Source organism: Vogesella sp., assembly GCF_046297735.1.
Lineage (GTDB): Bacteria > Pseudomonadota > Gammaproteobacteria > Burkholderiales > Chromobacteriaceae > Vogesella > Vogesella urethralis.
The window spans coordinates 57,080-81,012 of record NZ_JBKBHK010000009.1; the positions used below are offsets into that span (position 1 = coordinate 57,080).

Here is a 23,933-nt window from a genome sequence, read left to right on the forward strand (position 1 = left end):
CGCAACAGCCTGCCATCATCATCTTGTTTGGCGGTATCAGCCGCGTGGCAGCTCGTCCCATAATTTCTGTAGCCGTTTTACCGATACCGGGTACGGTGTTTTCAGTTCTTGCGCAAACAGGCTGACGCGTAGTTCTTCGATGTGCCAGCGGAAGGCCTGCAGCTGCGGCGAAGGTTGGCCGCGTTCTGCTTCTTCGGCCATGCGCGCTTCCCAGCGCGCCCACAGCTCGCGGATTTCGGCGCCGCGCTGGCCGTCACGCTGCGCGTTGGTTGGTTGTTTGTCCATGCGCAGACTCATCGCTTTCATGTAGCGCGGCAGGTGCGGCAACTGGCTCCACGGTGTGGCTTGCAGGAAGCCCTTGTGTACCAGGCGCTCCAGCTGCTGCTTCAGTTCGTAGCCCAGCTTGTGCTTTTGCAGCTTGGTACTCAGTGGGCCGTACTCGCCTGCCACCTGGTTCAGGTAGCCGGTCACCGCCTGGGTCACCGCCGGCAGGCGGGTACGGGCGCGGGCTTTCTGGTCGTTGAACGCTTTCTCGGTACGCGGCAGCTCGTCCTCGCCGATGAAGGCGCGGTCGCAGATAGCCGCGATGGCGTCTTGCAGCAGCTCGTCCACATTACACACATTGCGCAGTTGCAGACCCAGCTGTGTCATGCCCGGCAGGCCCTTGTTCAGCTGCTTCATGTGCTCTTTCAGCTGGTACTGCAGCAGGCGGATCACCCCCTGGCGGTGGGCATGGTTGGCCACAACCTCGGTATCGAACAGGCGGATGGCCACGTGTTCGCCCTTGGCGTCGGTTTCGATGGTCAGCGCCGGAAAGCCGGTGAGCTGCTGGCGGCCGCGGGCAAACTGGATCGCCTGCGGCAGCTCGCCAAAGTCCCACGCCTCGACGTGGTCACGCTCGAACTCGGCGCTGGTGTCGCGGAAGGTCAGCTGTGCGGCCTGGCCAAACTGCTTTTGCAGCGCCAAGAGGTCGCGGCCCATGCCGATTTCCTGTTTGCCGTCGTCCACAATGCGGAAGTTGAACAGCAGGTGCGGCGGCAGCGCCATGGTGTCGAATTCCAGCGGGTCCACCTTTACGCCGCCGGTGTGGCGCAGGATGTAGTGCGCCAGCTGCGGCGCAATCGGCTTGCTGGTGTCCGGCTCGGTCAGCAGGAACTTGGTCACAAAATCGGGCACCGGCACGCAGCTGCGGCGGATCTGCTTGGGCAGGCCCTTGATCATGGCCTGCAGCTTGTCGCGGATCATACCCGGTACCAGCCATTCGAACTCGGCCGGTTGCAGCGTGTTCAGTACCGCCAGCGGCAGGTCGATGGTGACGCCGTCCAGCGGGTGGTTGGGTTCAAAGCGGTAGCGCAGGCGGCAGCGGCTTTCTGCCAGTTCGCGCCATTCCGGAAACTGGTTTTCCGACACGTGCTCGGCGGCGTGGCGCATCAGCTCGTCGCGGGTGAGGAACAGCACCTTGGGGTTGGCCTGCTCGGCGGTTTTGCGCCATACCTCGAAGCTGGCGGCGTCCACTACCTCGCTGCCGATGCGTTCGGCGTAGAACGCAAACAAGGCTTCCTCGTCTACTAGCACGTCCTGGCGGCGCGCCTTGTGTTCCAGCTGCTCCACCTCGCGGATCAGCTGCTGGTTGCGCTGGAAGAACGGGGCGTTGCTGACGTATTCCATCGCCACCAGCGCGCCACGGATGAACAGCTCGCGGGCTTCTTCCGGTGCGATGCGGCCGTAGCTGACCGGCCGGCGCGCAATCAGCGTCAGACCGAACAGGGTGACCCGCTCGCTGGCCACCACCTCGCCGCGCGCTTTTTCCCAGTGTGGCTCGTAGTGATGCAGCTTCACCAGGTGCGGCGCCACGGCCTCCACCCATTCCGGCTCGATCTTGGCCACGCAGCGGCCGTACAGCTTGCTGGTTTCTACCAGCTCGGCCACCACAATCCATTTGGGGCGCGACTTTTTCAGGCCGGTGCCGGGGAACGCCAGGAAATTGCTGCCACGGGCGCCGGTGTAGTCGTCGCTCTCCTGCGACTTCATGCCCACGTTGCCGATCAGGCCGGTCAGCAGCGCCTTGTGCAGGTTTTCGTACGCCACGGCTTCGGCCTGGCTGCGTTTCTTGGCGCTGGTCTCCGGGTTGCTCGGCGTCGCCGGCGGCGCGTAGGCTTTGTCTTTGTCGATCAGGCCCAGGTCGGCGGCGATGTCTACCAGCTGCGCGTGCAGCTCGCGCCACTCGCGCAGGCGCAGGTGCGACAGGAAGTGCTGGTGGCAGGTATTCACCAGCTGGCGGTTGCTTTGTTTGTCTGCCAGCGCGGCGCTGAAGAAGTCCCACAGGTGCAGGTAGGCCAGGAAGTCCGATTTTTCATCGTTGAAGCGGGCGTGAGCGCGGTCGGCGGCTTCGCGTGCTTCAAATGGCCGCTCGCGCGGGTCCTGGATCGACAGGCCGGCGGCGATGATCAGCACCTCGCGCACGCAGGCAAAGTCGCGGCCGGCCAGCAGCATGCGGCCAACCTTGGGGTCGACCGGAATGCGCGCCAGCTCCTTGCCGACGGCGGTCAGCTGTTTCTGTTCGTTGACCGCGCCCAGCTCCTGCAGTACCTGGTAGCCGTCGGCGATCAGGCGTGAGGATGGCGGTTCGATGAACGGGAACTGGTCAACGTCGCCCAGCTGCAACGCTGCCATGCGCAGGATGACGGCGGCCAGGCTGCTGCGCACGATTTCGGGGTCGGTAAACGGGCTGCGGGCGTTGAAATCGGCCTCGTCGTACAGGCGGACGCACACGCCGGCCTCCACCCGGCCACAACGGCCGGCCCGCTGGCGTGCCGCCGCCTGCGAAATTTTCTCTACCAGCAGCTGTTCCACCTTGGCGCGCGGGCTGTAGCGCTTGATGCGCGCCAGGCCGGTGTCGATCACGTACTTGATGCCGGGCACGGTCAACGAGGTTTCCGCCACGTTGGTGGCCAGCACGATGCGGCGGCCGCCGGACGGCTTGAAGATTTTCTGCTGGTCTTCGTTGGACAGGCGGGCAAACAGCGGCAGGATCTCGTAATGGCGGATGCCGCTGCGGCGCAGCTTGTCGGCCGTGTCGCGGATTTCGCGTTCGCCGGGCAGGAACACCAGGATGTCGCCGGCGCCGTGGCGCGAGATTTCGTCCACCGCCTCGACGATGGCGTCTTCCATCTCCATCTCGCGCTCGTCTTCGTCGCGCTGCTTCAGCGGGCGGTAACGCACTTCCACCGGGTAGGTACGGCCCGATACCTCGATCACCGGCGCGTTGCCGAAGTGGCGGGCAAAGCGGTCGGCGTCGATGGTGGCCGAGGTGATGATCACTTTCAGGTCGGGGCGGCGCGGCAGCAGCTGCTTCAGGTAGCCCAGCAGGAAGTCGATGTTGAGGCTGCGCTCGTGCGCCTCGTCGATGATGATGGTGTCGTAGGCGGTAAGAAAGCGGTCGGTCTGGGTTTCTGCCAGCAGGATGCCGTCTGTCATCAGCTTGATGACGTTGCGTTCCGACTGCTTGTCGTTGAAGCGCACCTTGAAACCGACGTGGGTGCCCAGCTCGCTGCCCAGCTCCTGCGCGATGCGGGTGGCCACCGAACGTGCGGCCAACCTGCGCGGCTGGGTGTGGCCGATCAGGCCGTACACGCCGCGGCCCAGCTCCAGGCAGATTTTGGGCAGCTGCGTGGTTTTGCCGGAGCCGGTTTCGCCGCAGATGATCACCACCTGGTTGGCCGCAATGGCGGCCTTGATGTCGTCCAGCTTCTGGTTGACCGGCAGTGCCTCGTCAAACGTTGGCCGCGGCAGGTGTTCGGCACGCACGGCGGCGCGGCTGGCAGAGCGCGCAATCTGCGCGGCGATGTCGGCCAGCAGCTTGTCGGCCGGTTGCTGCTTGCGCAGGCGTTGCTCGGCATCTTGCAGCTTGCGTTTGAGGGCGTGGCGGTCGCGCAGCAGGCAGGTGGCCAGCGCGGCTTTCAGGTCGGACAGGGCGGGGGTGGTCATGCGCGGTAAAGAGCAGAAATTCGACAAGGCGGCAGTATAACAGAGCGCAGGCAAGGCAAAGCCCGCCACAAGGGCGGGCTGGGCGGGTGACGGCAGCCGGACGGGCTGGGTGCGTCAGGCGCTGGTATTGACGCCGGTTGGCGTTTTGGCCGGGCTGTCCGCTTTTTTCAGGCTGACGCTGTCGCCGCTGGGGATGCCTTCTTTTTCCCAGCGGTCGAACTCGCCCATGATTACCTTGCGGGTGTCCTCGCTGATCTGCGGCAGTTTGCCGCCCAGTATCTTGGCGGCGTCGTCAAACCCTTTCTCGACCGCCTTGCGGAAGGTGGCGATTTTTTCCGGGTCGTCACCGATGCCCATCTTGGCAAAGGTCAGGATGCGCTCGGCGGTCTTGCGCACGCCGAATTCGCCGTCTTCGGACACGGCTTCCTTGGCTTTGGCGATGGTTTCGGCGTCGGCGGTCAGCTTTTGTTCGCCACTGACCAGCTTGCTCCACTCCAGCCCCTGCTTTTCCACCATGCCGCCCAGCAACTGCATGAACTCATCCACCTTGCGGTTGGATTCGTCCAGCATGGTCTGCAGGTCGGGTTTGTCCTTGGCGGCGGCTTTGCGCGGGTCGGGGTAGGTGAGGGCCTCGTCGACCGGGGTCTGGCCCAGGGCGACGGTTTCCTGCGGGGTAGCGGTAGCGGTGCTTGAGCTGGCCTGCGTCTGCTGGTTGCCGGCCGATACGCCCACGGGCAGGGGCGGGCGGCTGCTGATGCTGCTGATGTCCATTTGATTGGCTCCAGTCTGTATGTACGGATAGGCATCTGTGTTATCGGCACAAAGCAGCCGTGACATGAGCACAATCTTGTTGATGAATATTGAACGAGAACCAAGTGTTTTCTATTGCATCAAACGTATATGTGAATAAGATGTTGTAATATCTGACCTGGCGCAAACGCGAGTCCATTGCGCTGGCGGGTGCAGCAACTTGCTGCATAATCGGACGCTGAGTGGCGTGTATTTAATTATTGTTTGTATTAAATCAGCTGTTAAAATGTAACACTTCTTTATTTGTCAGTCTTCGGAGCCCGGCGTGTCTTCATCGCATACCGTAGAAAGCATCGTGTCACGCAATGTATTGTGCTGTCCGCCTACCATGACGGTGGCGGCAGCGGCGCAAGCCATGTGTGAAGCGCTGTGCGGCTCTATTGTGGTTGTAAGTGACACTGGCGAGCCGATCGGTATCTGGACTGAAACCGACGCCATCAAGCTTGACTTGCGCCAGCCTGGCAGTGCCACGCTGGTAATGGGTGAGGTGATGAGCGCGCCGGTGCTGGCGGTCGCCCTGGACTGCAGCCTGCCCGACGCCACCCGCATGCTGATGGAACACAATGTGCGCCACCTTATCGTGCGCAATGGCGACGGCCAGATGGTGGGCGTGGTATCGGCTACCGACATCCTGCTGAACCAGGACGCCGAGCTGTTTTTGCGCATGAAGCGGCTGGACACGTTGGCACGACAATCGCTGGTGGTGATCTACGCCGAAGCCCCGGCTGCCGAAGTGATGCAGTGCATGCGCGACTTCTCGGTAGAGGCGCTGGCAGTACGCTACGCCGACGCCAGCTGGGGCATCATCACCCGCCGTGATATGGTGCGCTACCTGGCGCAGCCGGAGCAGGCACGCTGTGCGGCCGACCTGGCCAGCTACCCGCTGCGTTCGGTGCCGGCCACCATGACGCTGCTGGCCGCGCGCAAAGTGTTCATGGAATACCAGATCCGCCACCTGGGCGTGGTGGCCGACGACGGCAAGCTGTTGGCCATCATCAGCATGGCCGACATCCTGGCCTCGATCGAACAGGAATACCTGTCCGAGCTGCGCGCCGTGCTGCGCGAGCGCGACGAGGCCTTGCTGCGCTCGCGTGAAAGCCTGCAACTGGCGGACAAGGTATTCGAGTCCACCATGGAAGGCATCCTGATTACCGACCCCAATGGCGTCATCCAGTCGGTGAACCCCGCATTCAGCCGCATTACCGGTTACAGCCGTGACGAAGCGGTAGGCCAGACGCCGGCCTTGCTGAAATCCGGCCGTCAGGACGACGACTTTTACCGCCGCATGTGGGGCCAGCTCAAAGCACAGGGCATGTGGCAGGGCGAGGTGGTCAACCGGCGCAAGAGCGGCCTGCTGTATACCGAGCACCTCACCATTACCGCTATCCCGGATGGCCATGGCGGTGCCCGTCACTATGTGGCGGTATTTACCGATATCACCCAGCGCAAGCAGGCGGAAGAGCGTCTGCACTTTCTGGCTAACCACGATGCGCTGACCGGCTTGCCCAATCGCACGCTGTTTGGCGAAAAACTGCAATTGGCAGTGGAGCGTGCACAAGAGCTGGAGCAGCCGCTGGCGCTGATCTTTATTGATCTGGACCGCTTCAAGCTGATCAACGACACCCTGGGTCATCAGGCGGGTGACGAGCTGCTGATCAAGATAGCCAACCGCATTCAGAGCCAGCTGCCACCGGGGGCCGTGGCAGCCCGGCTGGCGGGCGACGAGTTTACCGTGTTGCTGTCCGGCCAGTGCCAGCCCAATGCGGTGGCCGCGCTGGCGCAAGCCATGCTGGCCGGTATTACCGGTGAAGTGGCGCTAGGTGCCGGCAATAAGGTGTTTGTGTCTGCCAGCATGGGCATAGCCATGTTTCCGGACGACGGCAATACCGCCGACAGCCTGCTGGTAAATGCCGACGCGGCCATGTATCGCGCCAAAAATCGTGGCAAGAATACTTTTCAGTTTTACACCGCCGATATGAACGCCAGTGCGATGGCGCGTTTGCGGCTGGAATACAGCCTGCATCGTGGCCTGATGAAGCAGGAGTTCCAGGTGTGGTACCAACCCAAGGTGGAAGTGACCAGTGGCAAGCTGGTGGGCATGGAGGCGCTGATCCGCTGGCAGAATCCGGAACTGGGCATGGTGTCGCCGGCCGAGTTCATTCCGGTGGCCGAAGAGTGCGCGCTGATCGTGCCGCTGGGTAGCTGGGTGCTGCAGGAGGCCTGTCGTTTTACCAAGTCGCTGCTGGATGAGGGCGTGTTCGTTGGCCGCGTGGCGGTCAATCTGTCCGGCCGCCAGCTCAAGTTCGGCCATATTGTCGATACCGTGCGCGACGTGTTGGCCGACACCGGCCTGCCGGCAGCCTGCCTCGAGCTGGAAATGACCGAAAGCACGGCGATGGATACCGACGTGGAAGTGATGAAGGCGCTGGAAGGCCTGCGCGCGATGGGGGTGACGCTGGCAATCGACGATTTCGGCACCGGTTATTCGTCGCTGGCCTACCTCAAGCGCCTGCCCGTACAAGTGCTGAAGATCGACCGTTCCTTTATCAAGGATCTGGACCACGACCGCGACGACGCCGCCATTGCCTCGGCCATCATCTCGATGGGGCGCAGCCTGGGTTTGTCCATCGTTGCGGAGGGGGTGGAGTTGCCGGCGCACCGTGATTTCCTGTTGGCGGAAGGCTGCCATATGGCGCAAGGTTATCTGTTTGGCAAGCCGGTGCCTGCGGCCGAATTTCATACGCTGCTACAGGCTGAATGGGTGAAGCCGGGCTAACCCTGCGCGATGCCATCATGAAAAAAGCCGATGCAGTTGCATCGGCTTTTTGTTAGCCAGCTTGGCCGCATGCGGCCAACCTGGTGCCATAGGGCTTAACCGCCGATCTTGTCGCGGCCACCCATGTACGGGCGCAGCACTTCGGGGATGGTGACGCTGCCGTCGGCGTTCTGGTAGTTCTCCAGTACCGCCACCAGCGTGCGGCCCACCGCCAGGCCGGAGCCGTTCAGCGTGTGCACGTAGCGGTTCTTGCCGTCGGCGTCCTTGAAGCGGGCCATCATGCGGCGCGCCTGGAAGTCGCCCATGTTCGAGCAGGAGCTGATTTCACGGTAGGTGTTCTGCGCCGGCAGCCATACTTCCAGGTCGAAGGTCTTGTGCGAGCCAAAGCCCATGTCGCCGCTGCACAGCGCCATCACGCGGTACGGCAGGCCCAGTTGCTGCAGGATCACCTCGGCGTGGCCCACCATTTCGTCCAGCGCGGCAAACGAGTGGTCCGGGTGGGCGATCTGCACCATTTCCACCTTGTCGAACTGGTGCTGGCGGATCAGGCCACGGGTGTCACGGCCGTAGGCGCCGGCTTCGGAGCGGAAGCACGGCGAGTGGGCGGTAAATTTCAGCGGCAGTTCGTCGTGCTTCAGTACCGACTCGCGCACCATATTGGTCATGGTGATTTCCGAGGTGGAGATCAGGTACTGCGCCTGGGCGGCGGCCTCGCCACCCCGCTCCACGCGGAACATGTCTTCGGCAAACTTCGGCAGCTGGCCGGTGCCGTAAAGTACGTCGCTGTTGACGATGTACGGGGTGTAGGTTTCGCTGTAGCCGTGTTGTTCGCTGTGGGTGTTCAGCATGAACTGCGCCAACGCGCGGTGCAGGCGGGCGATATCGGCGCGCAGCACGGTAAAGCGGGCGCCGGACAGCTTGGCGCCGGTTTCGAAGTCCAGGCCCAGCGGCGCGCCCACGTCAACGTGGTCCTTGATGTCGAAGTCAAAGCTGCGCGGGGTGCCCCAGCGGCGCACTTCCACGTTGCCGCTTTCGTCTTCACCGGCCGGAACCGACTCGTGCGGTACGTTGGGTATGGTCAGCAGCCAGTTGTCCAGGCGGCTTTGTACCGCGGCGAAGGCGTCTTCGGCGGCTTTCAGCTCGTCGCCCAGGGTGGCAACTTGCGCCATGATGGCGGACACGTCTTCGCCGTTTTTCTTGGCAATGCCGATTTGCTTGGAGGTGCTGTTGCGCTGGGATTGCAGGTCCTGCATGCGGGTTTGCAGGGATTTGCGTTCGGCTTCCAGGGCGTTGAAGGCGTCTACCTCCAGCGTGTAGCCACGGCTGGCCAGGCGGGCCGCCACTTCATCGATATTGCTGCGCAGCAGTTGGATATCCAGCATGTTCTAATCCTGTTTCTTTGAATGGGCTTCGTCGTCCAGCTGGCGCAGAAAGGCCAGCTTGTCGGCAATCTTGCTCTCCAGCCCGCGCGGCACCGGTTCGTACCAGCGCACGTCTTCCAGGCCTTCCGGCATATAGGTTTCGCCCGCCGCATACGCGTGCGGCTCGTCGTGGGCGTAGCGGTATTCGTGGCCGTAACCCAGCTCTTTCATCAGCCGGGTAGGCGCATTGCGCAAGTGTACCGGCACCGGGCGCGAGCTGTCGCCTGCCACGAAGGCGCGGGCAGCATTATACGCCATGTAGCCGGCATTACTCTTGGCCGCGATGGCCAGGTAGATCACCGCCTGGCCCAGCGCCAGCTCGCCTTCCGGGCTGCCCAGGCGTTCGTAGGTGGCGGCGGCGTCGTTGGCGATCTGCATGGCACGCGGGTCGGCCAGGCCGATGTCTTCCCACGCCATGCGTACGATGCGGCGCGCCAGGTAGCGCGGGTCGGCGCCGCCGTCCAGCATGCGCGTCAGCCAGTACAGCGCGGCGTCAGGGTTGGAGCCGCGTACCGATTTGTGCAGCGCCGAGATCTGGTCGTAGAAGGCGTCGCCGCCCTTGTCGAAGCGGCGGGCGTTGACGCTGAGTACCTCGGCCAGAAAGGCGCTGTCGACGCGTGCGGTCTTGCGTGCCAGCGCGGCGGTACGGGTTTGTTCCAGCAGGTTCAGGAAGCGGCGGGCGTCGCCGTCGGCGTAGCCTGCCAGCGCGTTGCGGGCGTCGGCGTCGATGTCCAGCCCGTCCAGCGCGCCGTTGGCCGCCGCCCGCTCGAACAGCGCCTGCAGCTCGTCGGCGGCCAGTGATGTCAGCACGTAGACCTGGGCGCGCGACAGCAGCGCGGCGTTGACCTCGAACGACGGGTTTTCGGTAGTGGCGCCAATGAAGGTGAGCAGGCCGGATTCCACAAACGGCAAAAAGGCGTCCTGCTGGCTCTTGTTGAAGCGGTGCACCTCGTCGACAAACAGGATGGTGCGGCGGCCGCTTTGCTGCAGCGTGGCGTGGGCGCGCTCCACCGCTTCGCGGATGTCCTTGACGCCGGACAGTACCGCCGACAGCGGGATGAACTCGGCGTCGAAGGCACGAGCCAGGATGCGCGCCAGCGTGGTTTTGCCGACGCCGGGCGGGCCCCACAGGATCATGCTGTGCGGTACTTGCGCCTCGATGGCCAGTCGCAGCGGTTTGCCGGGGCCGATCAGGTGTTGCTGGCCGATGACGTCATCCAGCGACGCCGGGCGCAGCGCCTCGGCCAGCGGTTTTTGCGGTTCGCGCGCAAACAGGTCCATCGCTTACTCGCTTACCACGTCCACGCCCTTGGGCGGCGTGAAGCTGAAGTTGGCTGCCGGCAGCGGCGGGTTTTTCCTGATGTCGCTAAAGCGGATGCGGGTGAGGTTGCCAAAGCTGTCGGTCAGCTCCATTTCCACCAGCTGGTTATTGCTGAAGCCCATCTTGATCGATTCGAAGGTGTTGTCGGCCTTCTTCGGGCTGGCGGCCAGCCATTCCACGTCGCCCTGGCGGCCCATCTCGCGCAGCAGGTAGTCGCGCTCGATGGCGTTGCTGCCGGCTAGCAGGGCGGCGGGGCTGCTGCCCAGCGCGCCGGCCTGTTTGCGCTTGGTGATCTGCGCCAGTTCTTTGTCGTAAATCCACAGCGTGCTGCCGTCGCCGACAATCAGCTGTTCGAACGGCTTGCTGTACGCCCAGCGCAGCTTGCCGGGGCGTTGCAGCTCCATCACGCCGCTGGCGGTTTCCTGTTTTCCCTTGCTGCTGACGGTCTGGCTGAAGTTGGCCGACAGCGTTTTGGTGCTGCCGACAAACTGTTTGAGCTGGGCGATGGCGGCGGCGTGGGCCGGGGCGGCGAGGGCGACGCACAACAGGGCGCTGGCAATGGTTTTCATGGTGTTCCTTGTGGGGTTGCAACGGTGGTGTGACCGCATGGGCGGCCGCAGATTCGCACCGCTTAACAACGCTTAACACAGTGGCGGCCGGTGCCTGCCGCCTGGCGTGGTGCGGCCAACCTGGGTTGCCGGGGTTGGCCGCAACCGTTTTGCTGCGGGTGGCCGGCGCCTGGCGGCAGCCGGCAGGGCCTTAGCTGAAACGGTTGGTGATGGGGTAGCGCCAGTCCTTGCCGAAGCCGCGATGGGTAATGCGCGGGCCCACCGGCGCCTGGCGGCGCTTGTATTCGTTGATCTTCAGCAGGCGCACCACCTTGTTGACGTCGGCCTCGGCAAAGCCGTCGCGGATGATCTCGGCGGCCGACATATTGTGCTCCACGTAGCGCGCCATGATGGCGTCCAGCACCTCGTACGGCGGCAGGCTGTCCTGGTCTTTCTGGTCCGGGCGCAGCTCGGCCGACGGCGGACGGGTGATGATGCGCTCGGGGATGATGTCACCGACGGTATTGCGCCAGCGGCACAGCTCGAACACCAGGGTTTTGGCTACGTCTTTCAGCACGGCAAAGCCGCCGGCCATGTCGCCGTACAGCGTGCAGTAGCCGGTGGTCATTTCCGACTTGTTGCCGGTGGTCAGCACCAGCTTGCCGGTCTTGTTGGACAGCGCCATCAGCAGGGTGCCGCGAATACGCGCCTGCAGGTTTTCTTCGGTGGTGTCCATCGCCAGGCCGTCAAACGACGGCGCCAGCGCCGCCATGAAGCTTTCGTACATCGGCCAGATTTCGATTTCGTCGTACTTCACGCCCACGCGCTGCACCATGTCGCGGCTATCGTCCACGCTGATGTCGGCGGTGTAGCGCGACGGCATCATCACCGCGTGCACGCGGTCGGCACCCAGTGCATCCACGGCAATGGCCAGGGTAAGGGCAGAATCGATGCCGCCGGACAGGCCCAGCAGCGCGCCGGGGAAGCCGCTCTTGCCGATGTAGTCACGCACGCCCACCACCAGCGCGCGGTACACGCTTTCCAGCTCGCCGGGCAGGGTGGCCTGACGGGCGGCGGTGAAGTCGTGGCCGTCGTAGTCCAGCAGCAGCAGTTCGTCGTCGTAGGCGGCGGCCTGCGCCACCAGCTCGCCCTGTTTGTTCAGCGCGAACGAGCCGCCGTCGAACACCAGTTCGTCCTGGCCGCCGGTGAGGTTGACGTAGGCGATGGGCAGGCCTGTTTCCTGCACCCGGTAGCGCAGCATCTCGTGGCGGGTTTCGATCTTGTTGCGGTGGAACGGCGACGCGTTCAGCGACACGATCACGTCGGCGCCGGCATCGGCGGCTTCGGCCGCCGGCTCGATCGACCACACGTCTTCGCAGATCAGCACGCCCACCTGCACGCCGTTCTGCTCGAATACCAGCGGCGCCGCGCCAGGGGTGAAGTAACGGCATTCGTCGAACACTTCGTTGTTGGGCAGAAGCATCTTGTGGTACTGGCCCAAGCGGTGGCCGTCGCGCAGCACGGTGGCAGCGTTGAAGCGTTCGTTGCCCAGCTTGGCCGGGTGGCCGATCACCAGCGTGATGCCGTCCAGTTGCTCCAGCTCGTCCAGGCCGGCGGCAATGGCGCGGTAGAAGTGGTCGCGCAGCAGCAGGTCTTCCGGGCTGTAGCCGGTGAGGGCCAGCTCGGGGGTGACGAGGATGTCGGCACCCTGGGCGATGGCCTGGTGTGCCAGGGCCAGGATTTTCTGGGTATTGCCGGCAATGTCGCCGACAACCGGGTTGAACTGGGCAAGAGCAATGCGCATCGTGTCTTTGGCAATAAGTTTTGCAATGCCGCAATTCTACCTGAAGGCAGCGCTGGCTGGCTGCCACCATGCGCCCGGCGCCGCTTTTGTTTGCCGGATCAGTCGCTTGTGTCGTGGTGCTGGCCGGTGGGAGCGGGCAGGGCGCGGTAATGCATGCATTTTTTTGTAAAAAAGCTTGCCAAGCGCGGGGTCGTTCACTACAATGCGCAGCCTCTGACGACGAAACGCCGCACGGCAAGTCGAAAAGAGCCATCTGGAGAGGTGGATGAGTGGTTTAAGTCGCACGCCTGGAAAGCGTGTTCAGGGTAATACCCTGACGGGGGTTCGAATCCCCCCCTCTCCGCCAGTTTTTACAATCTGCGCCCAGCCGGAGATTGCCGCAGCCAAGCTGCCAGCAACACATTCTGGAGAGGTGGATGAGTGGTTTAAGTCGCACGCCTGGAAAGCGTGTTCAGGGTAATACCCTGACGGGGGTTCGAATCCCCCCCTCTCCGCCAGAATCAAAAAGCCCCGCACTGCGGGGCTTTTTGCTTTGGTATGGCCGCCGGCGTGGGCTAAGCAGAAAGACCGGCCGGCGCCTGTGGCCAGCCACTGGCTGCTGATAAAGTATACCCAAAGGTTTTACCGGGCCCGGCCACGCCGGGCCGCGTCATCATACGTGTTTGAACAGGCCGCGTTGCGGCCAACCTAGCCGAAAGCCTGCCATGACCCATCCCGTGGATTCCCTGATCGCCGCCCTGCCCAAAACCGAGCTGCACCTGCACATTGAAGGCACGCTGGAGCCGGAGCTGATGTTTGCGCTGGCGGCCCGTAACGGCATGACGCTGCCGTACGCCGATATCGACACGCTGCGCGCGGCGTATCAGTTCGACAACCTGCAATCGTTTCTGGACCTGTACTACGCCGGCGCCGGCGTGTTGCAAACCGAGCAGGATTTCTACGACCTGACCTGGGCTTACCTGGAGCGCGCGCACGCCGACCGCATCGTGCACACCGAGATCTTCTTCGACCCGCAAACCCATACCGACCGCGGCATCGCCTTCGCCACCGTCTACCACGGCATTCGCCGTGCGCTGGACGCCGCGCAGACGCAGTGGGGCATGAGCTCGCGCCTGATCATGAGCTTTTTGCGCCACCTCAGCGAAGAAGCCGGCATGGCGGTGCTGCACCAGGCCGAGCCGTTCCTGGCCGGTATCGACGGTTTCGGGCTGGATTCCAGCGAGCTGGGCCACCCGCCGTCCAAGTTTGCCCGCCTGTTTGCCCGCTGCCATGCACTGGGCTTGCCCTGTGTGGCGCACGCTGGCGAGGAAGGCCCCGCGGCGTATGTGGTGGAGGCGCTGGACCTGCTGCAGGTATGCCGCATCGACCACGGCGTACGCAGCCTGGAAGACGAGGCGCTGGTGCAAAGGTTGGCCGCAGACCGTACGCCGCTGACCGTGTGCCCGTTATCCAACCAGCGTTTGCAGGTCACGCCGGACCTGGCGCAGCACCCGCTGCGCCGCATGCTGCAGGCTGGCCTGGCGGCGATGGTGAACTCGGACGACCCGGCTTACTTTGGTGGCTACCTGAACCAGAACTTCTACGCCTGCCGCGAGGCCTTGGGCCTGAGCGACGCCGAAGTGGTACAGCTGGTGAACAACAGCTTCGAGGCCAGCTGGCTGCCGGCAGCAGACAAGCAGCGCTGGCTGGACGAGGTGGCCCGTGTGCACGCGCAGTGGCAGGCGGCACACGCTGGCTGATCGGTAGAAACGCAGCGTTGTAAAAGCACAAGGCCATGGCATAGCCGTGGCCTTGTGCTGAGCTTGATGAAAAAGCCTGTCTGCGGAGCAGACAGGCTTTTTTTGTAAACGGAAAGGCGGCGGTTTCAAAAACTGCCGTGGCGCGGCCCGGCTTTGCCGGGTCCGGTACAAGCTTGGGCCGGATGCTGTCTGCCGCTGGAAGCACAAGGCCACGGCATAGCCGTGGCCTTGTTGCGTTGCATCCACTGACGACGACGGGTGCAAGCCAGCCGTGTGGTGGCCGCCGGCGGCTTACGCCTTGCCTTTGGTCAGCTGGTGGTGCGCCAGCAGTACCTGGTAGCTCAGGTTGGCCGCGTCGGTCAGCGCCGCTTGCTGCGGGTGGCCGGCAAAAGTCAGCTCGGCGTCCAGGCTGCGCAGGGCGCGGCGCGCGGCGGTACACACTTCTACCGCCGCGTTGAAGTCGGCCGGGCTGATCACGCGGCCGTTGCGGATCTTGCGTGCGTACACCGCCGCCATCTGCGCGTATTTCACCGCCATCTCGCAGCCTTGCCAGGCGCTGTCTTCGGCCAGTGCGGCAAAGGTATCCAGCACGGTGCGGCAGGCCGCTTCGGCCTGGGCGTGGCGTTTGTCGGCAGCCTGGCGCAGCGCGCTGTCGCTGCCGGGTTTGCTGTCCTTGCGGGGTTTGCTCATGCTTGTTCGCCTTGATAGAAACAGTCGGCACACACCGCCTGGTAACGCGTTTCGTCGCCGATATCCACCTGCGGGCCTTCCTGAATACGCTGGCCTTGCCCATCCATGCGGATGTGCATGGTGGCCTTGCGGCCGCAGTGGCAGATGGTCTTGATTTCTTCGATGTCCTCGGCCAGTGCCAGCAGCCAGGCGGCGCCGGGGAACGGCTCGCCCTTGAAGTCGCTGCGCAAGCCGAAGCAGATCACCGGCACGCCACGGGTATGCGCCAGGCGGTGCAGTTGCTGCGCCTGCTGGCTGGTGAGGAACTGGGCTTCGTCGATCAGTACGCAGGCAATGCCCTGATAGTCTTGCGCCAGAAAGTCGAAACCGTCGTCGTAGGTCAGCGCGTCGCGCTGGATGTTCAGCCGCGAGGTGATCTTGCCCACGCCATAGCGATGGTCGATGGCGGCGGTATACAGGCGCACGGCCTTGCCCATCGTTTCGTAGTTATTGGCTATCTGCAGCAGCTGCGTGCTTTTGCCGCTGTTCATGGCAGCGTAGCGATAGAAAAGTTTGGCCATGGCGTACAAAGGTTTGGCGAAGGGCTGGCATTGTAGCGCAGCCGGCAGGGGCGGGCGAACACTGCGTTCATCGCGACTGCTTACGTTAGCGTAAGCGGGCGGCTATCATATGCTGCATTGCACACAAGGGGCGAAACATGGAAAAGACACTGCCACTGCTGGACCGCCGTACCATCACCATGCGCTGGGGCGACATGGACGCGGTGGGCCACCTCAACAATACCTATTACTTCCGCTACATGGAGCAGATTCGCGTGGAGTGGCTGGACAGCATCGGCCACCCGATCGACCCGGCCGGTGTCGGCCCGGTGCTGGGCAGCACCAGTTGTACCTTCAAGCGCGAGTTTTCCTACCCGGCTACTGTGGTGGTGACCACCGAAGTGGAAAAGGTTGGCCGCAGCAGCCTGAAGCTGCGCCATCACTTCTACCTGGCCGGCGACGACAGCACCGTCTATGCAGTGGGTGAGGCCACGCTGGTGTGGGTGGACTACCAGGCCGGCAAAACGGTGTCGATTCCGGAGCCCATCCGCGCCTTGCTGCGCGCAGCAGGGGCCGAGGCCTGAGCCGAAGACATCGGGCATGCGTCACGCGACAAGGCCCTGGCGCACGCGCCAGGGCCTTGTCGCTGCGATGGCAAGTGGCTAGTCGCGCAGCTTTTGCCGCACGATGTCACGGATCAGGAAGCGGCTGGGGTGGATGGCGTCCATGATTGGTTTGGGCAGCGGCGCCGGTTCGTTTTCCAGCAGGCTGGCCAGCACCTCGCCGCACAGCGGGGCAGTGACCATGCCACGCGAACCGTGCGCCGTGCTGACAAACAGCCCGCCCACTTCCGGCGCCGGCTGGCTGATTTTCAGCGACGCGTCGCGGCCCAGCTGGCCGTAGCAATCGATAAACGCCTCGCGGTCCACCACCGCACCGCACATCGGCAGGTAGTCCGGGCTGGTGCAGCGCAAGGCGGCACGGCCGCTGCAGTCTGCGGCCGACAGTGCCTCGCCCCCCAGCGCCTCGTGCAGCGCCGGCGCCATCTGCGCCAGCATGGCGAGGTTTTCTTCGTGCTCGTCGTCGCAGGCACGGGTGTCGCTGGTGTCGAACTTGAAGGTGGCACCCATGCAGTGGCTATCGTGGCGCGCCGGCGAGATATAGCCTTCGCCGCAGATCACCGTTTTCAGCTGGCGGCTGGCGTCGGTGGCCGGCAGTACCGATACCTGGCCGCGAATGCGTTTTACCGGCAGGTAGAAGGTGGGGTCGAACTGGACGGTCTCGTTGGCGGTGGCCAGTACGGCAATGCTGCCAATGGCCAGCGGGCCGTCGCTGTCCATCGCCACCCAGCTGTTGTCGGCCGGGTTTTGTGCCAGCTCGGTAATGGCGGTGGCCAGCCGCAGCGTGATGTTGGGGTGGTCCAGCAGCCGGCGTACCAGTGCCGGCGGGTGCAGCCAGCCGCCTTGCGGAAAGAACAACCCGCCATGCTGCAATGGCAGCCCGGCCAGTGCCGACGCCTGCTCGGCGTTCACCGCGTGCAGGATGCCGTGCGGCAACCCGGCCAGCGCCAGGCCGCCCTGGCGTTTTTCTTCATCGGCATTGTGCGCCAGCTGCAGTACGCCGCACTGGCGCCAGCTGTCCTCACCCTGCGGCAGCTGCGCTTGCAGCGTACGCAGGCTGTAGCCGTAGCCGGACAGAATCAGCTGTGTCAGCGGCGTGAAGTGCGGCGACAGCTTGGTGTACAGTACGCCTTGCGGGTTGCCGGACGCTTCGCTGGCCGGCTGCGGGTGGCGGTCTACCACCGTGACCTGCCAGCCGCGCACGGCCAGGCTGTAGGCGGTGCTGGCGCCGGCAATGCCAGCCCCCACCACAATAGCGCTGCGTTCGCGGTTGGCGGCCAACTGCGGGCGGGCGTACCACGGGGCTTGCCAGCCGGCAGCCGGTGCGGTGTCGAGTTGGCCACGCGTCATCTCGCGCTTGCTGCCGAAGCCCGCTACTTTCTCTACCGCGAAGCCGGCCTCGGCCAGGCCTCGGCGCACGATGCCGGCGCTGGTAAAAGTGGCCAGCGTGGCGCCGGGCTTGCTCAGGCGGGCCAGCTGTTCAAACAGCGCCGGTTGCCACATGTCCGGGTTGCGCGACGGCGCAAAGCCGTCCAGGAACCAGGCATCGACGCGGGCGTCCAGCTCGGGCAAGGTAGCCAGCGCGTCGCCTACCAGCAGGGTAAGGCTGATGCGGCCGCCAGCCAGCAGGTAGCGGTGCCAGCCCGGTGCCATCTCCTGGTACTGGCGCAGCAGCGCGTCGGCTTCTGTGGCTAGCTCGGGCCACATGGCCAGCGCGCGTTGCAGGTCGTCCGGGGTTAGCGGGTGTTTTTCGGTGCTGACAAACGCCAGCCGGGCGCCTGCCGGTGCGTGCTGCAGAAAGCACTGCCATGCCACCAGAAAGTTCAGGCCGGTGCCGAAGCCGGTTTCGCCGATGACGAACAAGGCATCTTGTTGCAAAGCAGCAAAGCGTTGCGGCAGCTGGTTGTTGTCGATGAAAACGTGACGGGTTTCGGCCAGGCCGCTGTCGCGGGAAAAATACACGTCACCGTAGTCTGCCGACATCGGCAGGCCGGTGCTCCAGTCCAGGCGGGCGGCTTGAAGGGGAGAGGTCATGGTCAGGCAAGGTGCCGGTGGCACGGGGTCAAACGTTGATGGCGCATAGTATGCCCGCTTGCAGGGTGATCGCCTATGGTGCGATGCAAAAACCCGACGGGCATGACGGACTTTATTGCAGCTGCCAGCGCAAGCTGAAAGTGGTAGTAGCCGGCATCATGCGGTCTTTCCATTGCAGCTTGGGCGCATAGCCTATTTCCAGTTGTAGCAATTTCCCTCCTACGGTGACGAAGGGCAGCCCGGCCAGGCCGTGCACGCCGCTGCCGTTGAGGTAGCCCACCATCACGCCGGCGCCTGCCACGACTTCATCGCTGATTTCCCACTGCTTGCGGCCACCGCCGGCCACAAAGTAGGCCGTTTCGCGCAGCGAGTCGCGGTAGCCGCCACCGCGGATGAACAGAGTGTAATCGGGGCCCGGTTCTGCCAATTCCAGTCCAAGGCCGGGGTTGCTGCTGCTTAATTCGCAGTTCCAGCGCGCAGCATCGCAACTGCCGTGGTGTGAGGCGCCGAAGATCAGTACTGATGTCTCCGCGGCCAGCGTCGTTCCGGCAGCGAAACAGCAGGCAAAGGACAGTATTGTCTTTTTCATATGGCCCCTCGTTTCATAGGTTTACTTTGTAAATGTGTCAGCTGCTCTTTGATCGTAGGCAAAGTGGCGTCAATGTGAACCTTGAAAAGCAGCATACCCCTCCCAAGCTAGGGGGTATCGAAGCTTTTTTGCCACGGAGGCTGTCATGCGTTTCGACAAACTCACTACCAAATTCCAGCAGGCGCTGGCCGAGTCCCAGAGCCTGGCGCTGGCGTCCGACAATGCTTTTATCGAGCCACAACACCTGCTGCTGGCCATGCTGGACGATACCGAAAGCGGCATCGGCAGCCTGCTGGCGCGTGCCGGCACCAATGTGGGCGCGCTGAAAACCGCGCTGCGCGACAGTGTGGCGCGTTTGCCGAAAGTCAGCGGCGGCGATGGCGACATCACGGTATCGCGCGAGCTGGGCAAGCTGCTGAACCTGACCGATCAGGCCGCCACCAAGCGCGGCGACCAGTTCATCGCCAGCGAGCTGTTCCTGCTGGTGTTGGCCGCCGACAAGGGCGAGGCAGCCCGCCTGCTGAAGCAGCACGGCGGCCAACTTGCCGCCATCACCGCGGCAGTGGATGCCGTGCGCGGCGGCGAGGCGGTGGACAATGCCGACGCCGAAGAGCAGCGCGAGGCGCTGAAAAAGTACACGCTGGACCTGACCGAGCGCGCCCGCATGGGCAAGCTGGACCCGGTGATCGGCCGCGACGACGAAATCCGCCGCGCCATCCAGGTACTGCAACGCCGCACCAAGAACAACCCGGTGCTGATCGGCGAACCGGGCGTGGGCAAGACCGCCATCGTGGAAGGGCTGGCACAGCGCATCGTCAACGGCGAAGTGCCGGAAAGCCTGAAGCACAAGAAGCTGCTGGTGCTGGACATGGCCGGCCTGATTGCCGGTGCCAAGTTCCGCGGCGAGTTCGAAGAGCGGCTGAAGGCGGTGCTGAGCGACGTGGCCAAGGATGAAGGCAACATCATCCTGTTCATCGACGAAATCCACACCATGGTGGGCGCCGGCAAGGCCGATGGCGCGATGGACGCCGGCAATATGCTGAAGCCGGCGCTGGCGCGCGGCGAGCTGCACTGCCTGGGCGCCACCACGCTGGACGAATACCGCAAGTACATCGAAAAAGACGCCGCGCTGGAGCGCCGTTTCCAGAAAGTGCTGGTGGACGAGCCGTCGGTGGAAGACACCATCGCCATCCTGCGCGGCCTGCAAGAGAAGTACGAAATCCACCACGGTGTGGACATTACCGACCCGGCCATCGTGGCCGCCGCCGAGCTGAGCCAGCGCTACATCACCGACCGCTTCTTGCCGGACAAGGCCATCGACCTGATCGACGAAGCCGCGTCCAAGATCAAGATGGAGCTGGACTCCAAGCCGGAAGAAATGGACAAGCTGGACCGTCGCCTGATCCAGCTGAAAATCGAGCGCGAGGCGGTGAAGCGCGAGAGCGACGAAGCCTCCAGAAAGCGCCTGCAGCTGATCGAGGACGAAATCGACAGCCTGTCGCGCGAGTACGCCGACCTGGAAGAAATCTGGAAAGCCGAAAAAGCCAGCCAGCAGGGCAGCCAGGCGATCAAGGAAGAGATCGAGCAGGTAAAAGTGGAGATCGAGGAGCTGAAGCGCCGTGGCGACTGGCAAAAACTGGCCGAGCTGCAGTACGGCAAGCTGCCGCAGCTGGAAGGCCGCCTGAAGGAAGCCGAGGCCGCCGACAGCGGCGACGCCACGCCCAACCGCCTGCTGCGTACCCAGGTCGGTGCCGAGGAAGTCGCCGAGGTGGTATCGCGCATGACCGGCATTCCGGTGAGCAAAATGCTGACCGGCGAGCGCGACAAGCTACTGCAGATGGAAAGCGTGCTGCACCAGCGCGTGGTGGGGCAGGACGAGGCGGTAACAGTGGTGGCCGACGCCATCCGCCGCTCGCGCTCCGGCCTGGCCGACCCTAACCGCCCGTATGGTTCCTTCCTGTTCCTGGGCCCGACTGGCGTGGGCAAAACCGAGCTGTGCAAGGCGCTGGCCGGCTTCCTGTTCGACAGCGAAGAGCACCTGATCCGCATCGACATGTCGGAATACATGGAGAAGCACTCGGTTGCCCGCCTGATCGGCGCGCCGCCCGGCTACGTGGGCTACGAGGAAGGCGGCCTGCTGACCGAGCAGGTGCGTCGCAAGCCGTACAGCGTGATTCTGCTGGACGAGGTGGAAAAAGCCCACCCCGACGTGTTCAACGTGCTGCTGCAAGTGCTGGACGACGGCCGCCTCACCGACGGCCAGGGCCGTACCGTGGACTTCAAGAACACGGTAATCGTGATGACGTCCAATATGGGCAGCCAGCACATCCAGAACATGGAAGACCGCGACTACCAGGTGATCAAGCTGGCGGTGATGGCCGAGGTGAAAGCGCACTTCCGCCCCGAGTTCGTCAACCGTATCGACGAACTGGTGGTGTTCCACGCGCTGGGGCAAGACCACATCCGCTCCATCGCCCGCATCCAGCTGAAGCGGCTGGAACAGCGCCTGGCCAAGCTGGACATCAGCCTGCAGGTGGACGACAGTGCGCTGGCGCTGATTGCCGACGCCGGTTTCGATCCGGTATACGGCGCGCGGCCGCTGAAGCGTGCCATCCAGAGCGAGATCGAAAACCCGCTGGCCAAGGCCATTCTGGGCGGCAAGTACCCGCCGAAGTCCACGGTGATGGTTAGCGCCGCCGGCAGCGGCCTGAAGTTCGACTAGGGCCAGCTGCGCTGCGGCCAACCTTTGCTCCGACCCCGGCTTTGGCCGGGGTTTTTGCATTCTGTCTGGCGATGATTTTGGGCGAAAGGAACCGCCGCAGCCGGCGCGTGGTCATAAAAAGACATTGTACTGACGCATGCAACGCCGATACTTGTCATCAGGCGGCGCCGGCCTCAGTCTGGGCGTGGCCGCATTGGCGGTGATGACCCACCATCAATAACAACAACCGTATCAGGAAGGTGCATGGATCAACTCTTGCAAAACCTGGCCGCGCGCCAGAGTACCGACAGCCCGGTTCCGCCGCTGGCCGGCCTGCTGGCTGCGGCACGACCGGAAGACGCCGGCGACTTCGTGCAGGCCACCAGCAACCTTCGCGCGCTGACCTATCTGTTGAGCCGTCACGCCGACTACCGCGCCGGCCTGCGCCGCGCCATCCTCGACCTGCTGGGCAACACCCGCCAGGTACAGCTGTATACCGACACCGGCTTGCTGTCCAACGAGCCGTTTTCCACCGCCATCAAGCGCCGTATTGGCGAGCGGCTGCTGCCGCCAGCGCGTTCCGCCCACCATCTGGCCGACCAGTTCGGCCTGATCTTCAATCACCCGGAAGACTACCGCTGGGTAGGCAGCGTGGCGCAGGCAGTGTGGCTGGAACTGTGGCAGGCACTGGCGTGGGACGAGCTGCCGCCGGCGGCGGCCAACCCGGTGCGCCTGCAGTTGCTGGAGGCGGTGCAGGTGCTGACGGCGCGCATTACCGCTATCGGCCTTGAGCCGGAGCTGGTGCGCGTCTACCCCGACATCGAGCGCTTCGAGTCGCCGTTCCTGCACCTGGCGTCCGAAGCCATGCGCTACGTGGAGTCGGCGCGCCACGCGATGGTGGACCCGGCCTGCCAGCCGGAAGACGAAAAGCACATGCTGGTGCTGCTGGAGCAGTGCGAACAGCTGATTGCCCGCCTGCGCAAGGTGGCGCACGAGCGCGGCGTGTCGGTGGGGCTGACCTACCATCTGATCCGCCTCAGCCAGCACATCGGCCGGCTGCGCACCTTGCTGGCGCTGCTGGACACCGATAGCAGCCCGGCGGCCAACGGCACGCTGTTCGGCCTGCTGGCCGAGCTGGTGCGCGCCGACAACCGCCGCTTCAGCGTGCGCGATGTGTTTACCAGCAATACCGAAATGCTGGCGCGCCAGGTCACCGAGCACGCCGGCCGCCACGGTGAGCACTACATCGCCGAAGACCGCAAACAGTGGAAAGACATGGCCAGCGCCGCACTGGGCGCCGGCGTCATCGTGGGCTTCATGGCGCTGATCAAGCTGCTGCTGGCCAAGCTGCACCTGCCGCTGATCTGGGAAGCGCTGGCGTTCGGCCTCAACTACGCGCTGGGTTTCATGCTGGTGCACGTGCTGCATTTCACCATCGCCACCAAGCAGCCGGCGATGACGGCGGCGCGCATTGCGGCGGTCATCCACGAGTCGGGCGGCAAGCCCGACACCCGGCAGCTGGCTGAGCTGGTGGCCAAGGTGATCCGCACCCAGTTCATCGCCATTGTCGGCAACGTGATGGCGGCCATCCCGGTGGCGTGGCTGATTGCGGTGTGCTGGCAGAGCTTCACCGGCGCGCCGGTGGTCAACACCGAGAAAGCGGCGCATTTGCTGGCCGACCTCGACCCGCTGCACAGCCTGGCCATCTTCCACGCCGCCATTGCCGGTGTGTACCTGTTCCTGGCCGGCCTGATCGCCGGTTACTACGACAACCTGGCTATTTACCGCCAGATCCCGCAACGCTTGGCCGCATTGCCGTGGTTGAACCGGTTGCTGGGCGCGGCGCGTACCCAGCGCCTGGCGCACTATGTGGAGCACAACCTGGGCGGCCTGGCCGGTAACTTCTACTTTGGCCTGTTCCTGGGCGTCACCGGCACCATCGGCTTCTTGCTGGGGCTGCCGCTGGATATCCGCCACATCACCTTCTCGTCGGCCTATCTGTCGTATGCAGCGGTCAGCTACGACTATCTGATCCCGCTGAATGTGGTGCTGTGGTCGGTGGCCGGCGTGTTGCTGATCGGCATGACCAACCTGCTGGTGAGTTTTACGCTGGCGCTGTGGGTGGCGCTGCGCTCGCGCAAGCTGAAGGGTACCGACGCGTTGCCGCTGCTGCCGGCGCTGGCACGCCGTTTCTGGCAAAAGCCGAAAGACTTTTTCATTCCGCCAAAAGACGCGGTACAGGACCCGTCCACCACACCGTAGCCGTCTGCTACTGTCTTGTCTGCCACGCCCCCTGCCGCCTGTCGGCCGGGGGTGTTTTGCTTGCCCGGCAGCGGTAATGCCGGGTGGCCTGG

Annotated in this window: 15 protein-coding genes and 2 tRNA genes; 7 read left to right on the top strand and 10 right to left on the bottom strand. The window is 64.1% G+C overall.

Annotated elements, in window-relative coordinates:
• Nucleotides 1–36 precede the first annotated feature (36 nt).
• Together hrpA and ACK4FZ_RS12195 are read right to left on the bottom strand one after the other, a co-directional pair.
• On the bottom strand, nucleotides 37–3,987 hold the full coding sequence (hrpA, locus tag ACK4FZ_RS12190) for an ATP-dependent RNA helicase HrpA (protein WP_409821280.1): 3,951 nt from the start codon (nucleotides 3,985–3,987) through the stop codon (nucleotides 37–39).
• Nucleotides 3,988–4,101: 114 nt separating this feature from the next.
• Entirely contained in the window at nucleotides 4,102–4,758 is a 657-nt protein-coding gene (locus ACK4FZ_RS12195; protein WP_409821282.1) for a hypothetical protein, read from the bottom strand.
• Nucleotides 4,759–5,062: 304 nt separating this feature from the next.
• On the opposite strand from ACK4FZ_RS12195, the gene ACK4FZ_RS12200 reads away from it, so the two are divergent.
• Nucleotides 5,063–7,573: an EAL domain-containing protein gene (locus ACK4FZ_RS12200; RefSeq protein WP_409821284.1), complete on the top strand. Its 2,511-nt coding sequence runs from the start codon at nucleotides 5,063–5,065 to the stop codon at nucleotides 7,571–7,573.
• A 95-nt stretch (nucleotides 7,574–7,668) separates the two neighbouring features.
• On the opposite strand, the gene serS is transcribed toward ACK4FZ_RS12200, so the two are convergent.
• The 4 genes from serS to ACK4FZ_RS12220 form a co-directional block, all read right to left on the bottom strand.
• Complete coding sequence (gene serS, locus ACK4FZ_RS12205) at nucleotides 7,669–8,955, bottom strand: serine--tRNA ligase (RefSeq protein WP_409821286.1); 1,287 nt, start codon at nucleotides 8,953–8,955, stop codon at nucleotides 7,669–7,671.
• A 3-nt stretch (nucleotides 8,956–8,958) separates the two neighbouring features.
• Nucleotides 8,959–10,275, bottom strand: a complete 1,317-nt coding sequence (locus ACK4FZ_RS12210) for a replication-associated recombination protein A (RefSeq protein WP_409821289.1) — start codon at nucleotides 10,273–10,275, stop codon at nucleotides 8,959–8,961.
• Nucleotides 10,276–10,278: 3 nt separating this feature from the next.
• Nucleotides 10,279–10,884: an outer membrane lipoprotein chaperone LolA gene (gene lolA / locus ACK4FZ_RS12215; RefSeq protein ID WP_409821291.1), complete on the bottom strand. Its 606-nt coding sequence runs from the start codon at nucleotides 10,882–10,884 to the stop codon at nucleotides 10,279–10,281.
• Nucleotides 10,885–11,074: 190 nt separating this feature from the next.
• Nucleotides 11,075–12,667, bottom strand: coding sequence for an NAD+ synthase (locus ACK4FZ_RS12220; protein WP_409821292.1), 1,593 nt, complete (start codon nucleotides 12,665–12,667; stop codon nucleotides 11,075–11,077).
• A gap of 255 nt (nucleotides 12,668–12,922) precedes the next feature.
• Between ACK4FZ_RS12220 and ACK4FZ_RS12225 the strand changes: the two genes are divergently transcribed.
• The 3 genes from ACK4FZ_RS12225 (at nucleotide 12,923) to ACK4FZ_RS12235 (ending at nucleotide 14,406) form a co-directional block, all read left to right on the top strand.
• A tRNA-Ser gene (locus ACK4FZ_RS12225) sits at nucleotides 12,923–13,013 on the top strand.
• A gap of 60 nt (nucleotides 13,014–13,073) precedes the next feature.
• Nucleotides 13,074–13,164 (top strand) — tRNA-Ser (locus ACK4FZ_RS12230).
• Between the two features lie 207 nt (nucleotides 13,165–13,371).
• Complete coding sequence (locus ACK4FZ_RS12235; RefSeq protein WP_409821295.1) at nucleotides 13,372–14,406, top strand: adenosine deaminase; 1,035 nt, start codon at nucleotides 13,372–13,374, stop codon at nucleotides 14,404–14,406.
• A 291-nt stretch (nucleotides 14,407–14,697) separates the two neighbouring features.
• On the opposite strand, the gene ACK4FZ_RS12240 is transcribed toward ACK4FZ_RS12235, so the two are convergent.
• Both ACK4FZ_RS12240 and ACK4FZ_RS12245 read right to left on the bottom strand, forming a co-directional pair.
• The gene (locus tag ACK4FZ_RS12240; protein WP_409821297.1) at nucleotides 14,698–15,096 is read right to left on the bottom strand and encodes a hypothetical protein; all 399 of its coding nucleotides are present in this window, start codon (nucleotides 15,094–15,096) and stop codon (nucleotides 14,698–14,700) included.
• Nucleotides 15,093–15,656, bottom strand: a complete 564-nt coding sequence (locus ACK4FZ_RS12245; protein WP_409821299.1) for a thymidine kinase — start codon at nucleotides 15,654–15,656, stop codon at nucleotides 15,093–15,095. Before ACK4FZ_RS12245 ends, ACK4FZ_RS12240 begins: the two co-directional genes overlap by 4 nt.
• A 137-nt stretch (nucleotides 15,657–15,793) precedes the next feature.
• Here ACK4FZ_RS12245 and ACK4FZ_RS12250 point away from each other — a divergent pair, with 137 nt between their 5' ends.
• Complete coding sequence (locus tag ACK4FZ_RS12250) at nucleotides 15,794–16,219, top strand: acyl-CoA thioesterase (protein ID WP_409821302.1); 426 nt, start codon at nucleotides 15,794–15,796, stop codon at nucleotides 16,217–16,219.
• 78 nt (nucleotides 16,220–16,297) lie between these two features.
• On the opposite strand, the gene mnmC is transcribed toward ACK4FZ_RS12250, so the two are convergent.
• Together mnmC and ACK4FZ_RS12260 are read right to left on the bottom strand one after the other, a co-directional pair.
• Nucleotides 16,298–18,289, bottom strand: coding sequence for a bifunctional tRNA (5-methylaminomethyl-2-thiouridine)(34)-methyltransferase MnmD/FAD-dependent 5-carboxymethylaminomethyl-2-thiouridine(34) oxidoreductase MnmC (gene mnmC / locus ACK4FZ_RS12255; protein ID WP_409821304.1), 1,992 nt, complete (start codon nucleotides 18,287–18,289; stop codon nucleotides 16,298–16,300).
• Nucleotides 18,290–18,401: 112 nt separating this feature from the next.
• Nucleotides 18,402–18,878: a hypothetical protein gene (locus ACK4FZ_RS12260; RefSeq protein ID WP_409821307.1), complete on the bottom strand. Its 477-nt coding sequence runs from the start codon at nucleotides 18,876–18,878 to the stop codon at nucleotides 18,402–18,404.
• A 145-nt stretch (nucleotides 18,879–19,023) separates the two neighbouring features.
• On the opposite strand from ACK4FZ_RS12260, the gene clpB reads away from it, so the two are divergent.
• Both clpB and ACK4FZ_RS12270 read left to right on the top strand, forming a co-directional pair.
• Complete coding sequence (gene clpB, locus ACK4FZ_RS12265; protein ID WP_409821309.1) at nucleotides 19,024–21,600, top strand: ATP-dependent chaperone ClpB; 2,577 nt, start codon at nucleotides 19,024–19,026, stop codon at nucleotides 21,598–21,600.
• Between the two features lie 243 nt (nucleotides 21,601–21,843).
• Complete coding sequence (locus ACK4FZ_RS12270; RefSeq protein ID WP_409821312.1) at nucleotides 21,844–23,841, top strand: site-specific recombinase; 1,998 nt, start codon at nucleotides 21,844–21,846, stop codon at nucleotides 23,839–23,841.
• Nucleotides 23,842–23,933 lie beyond the last annotated feature (92 nt).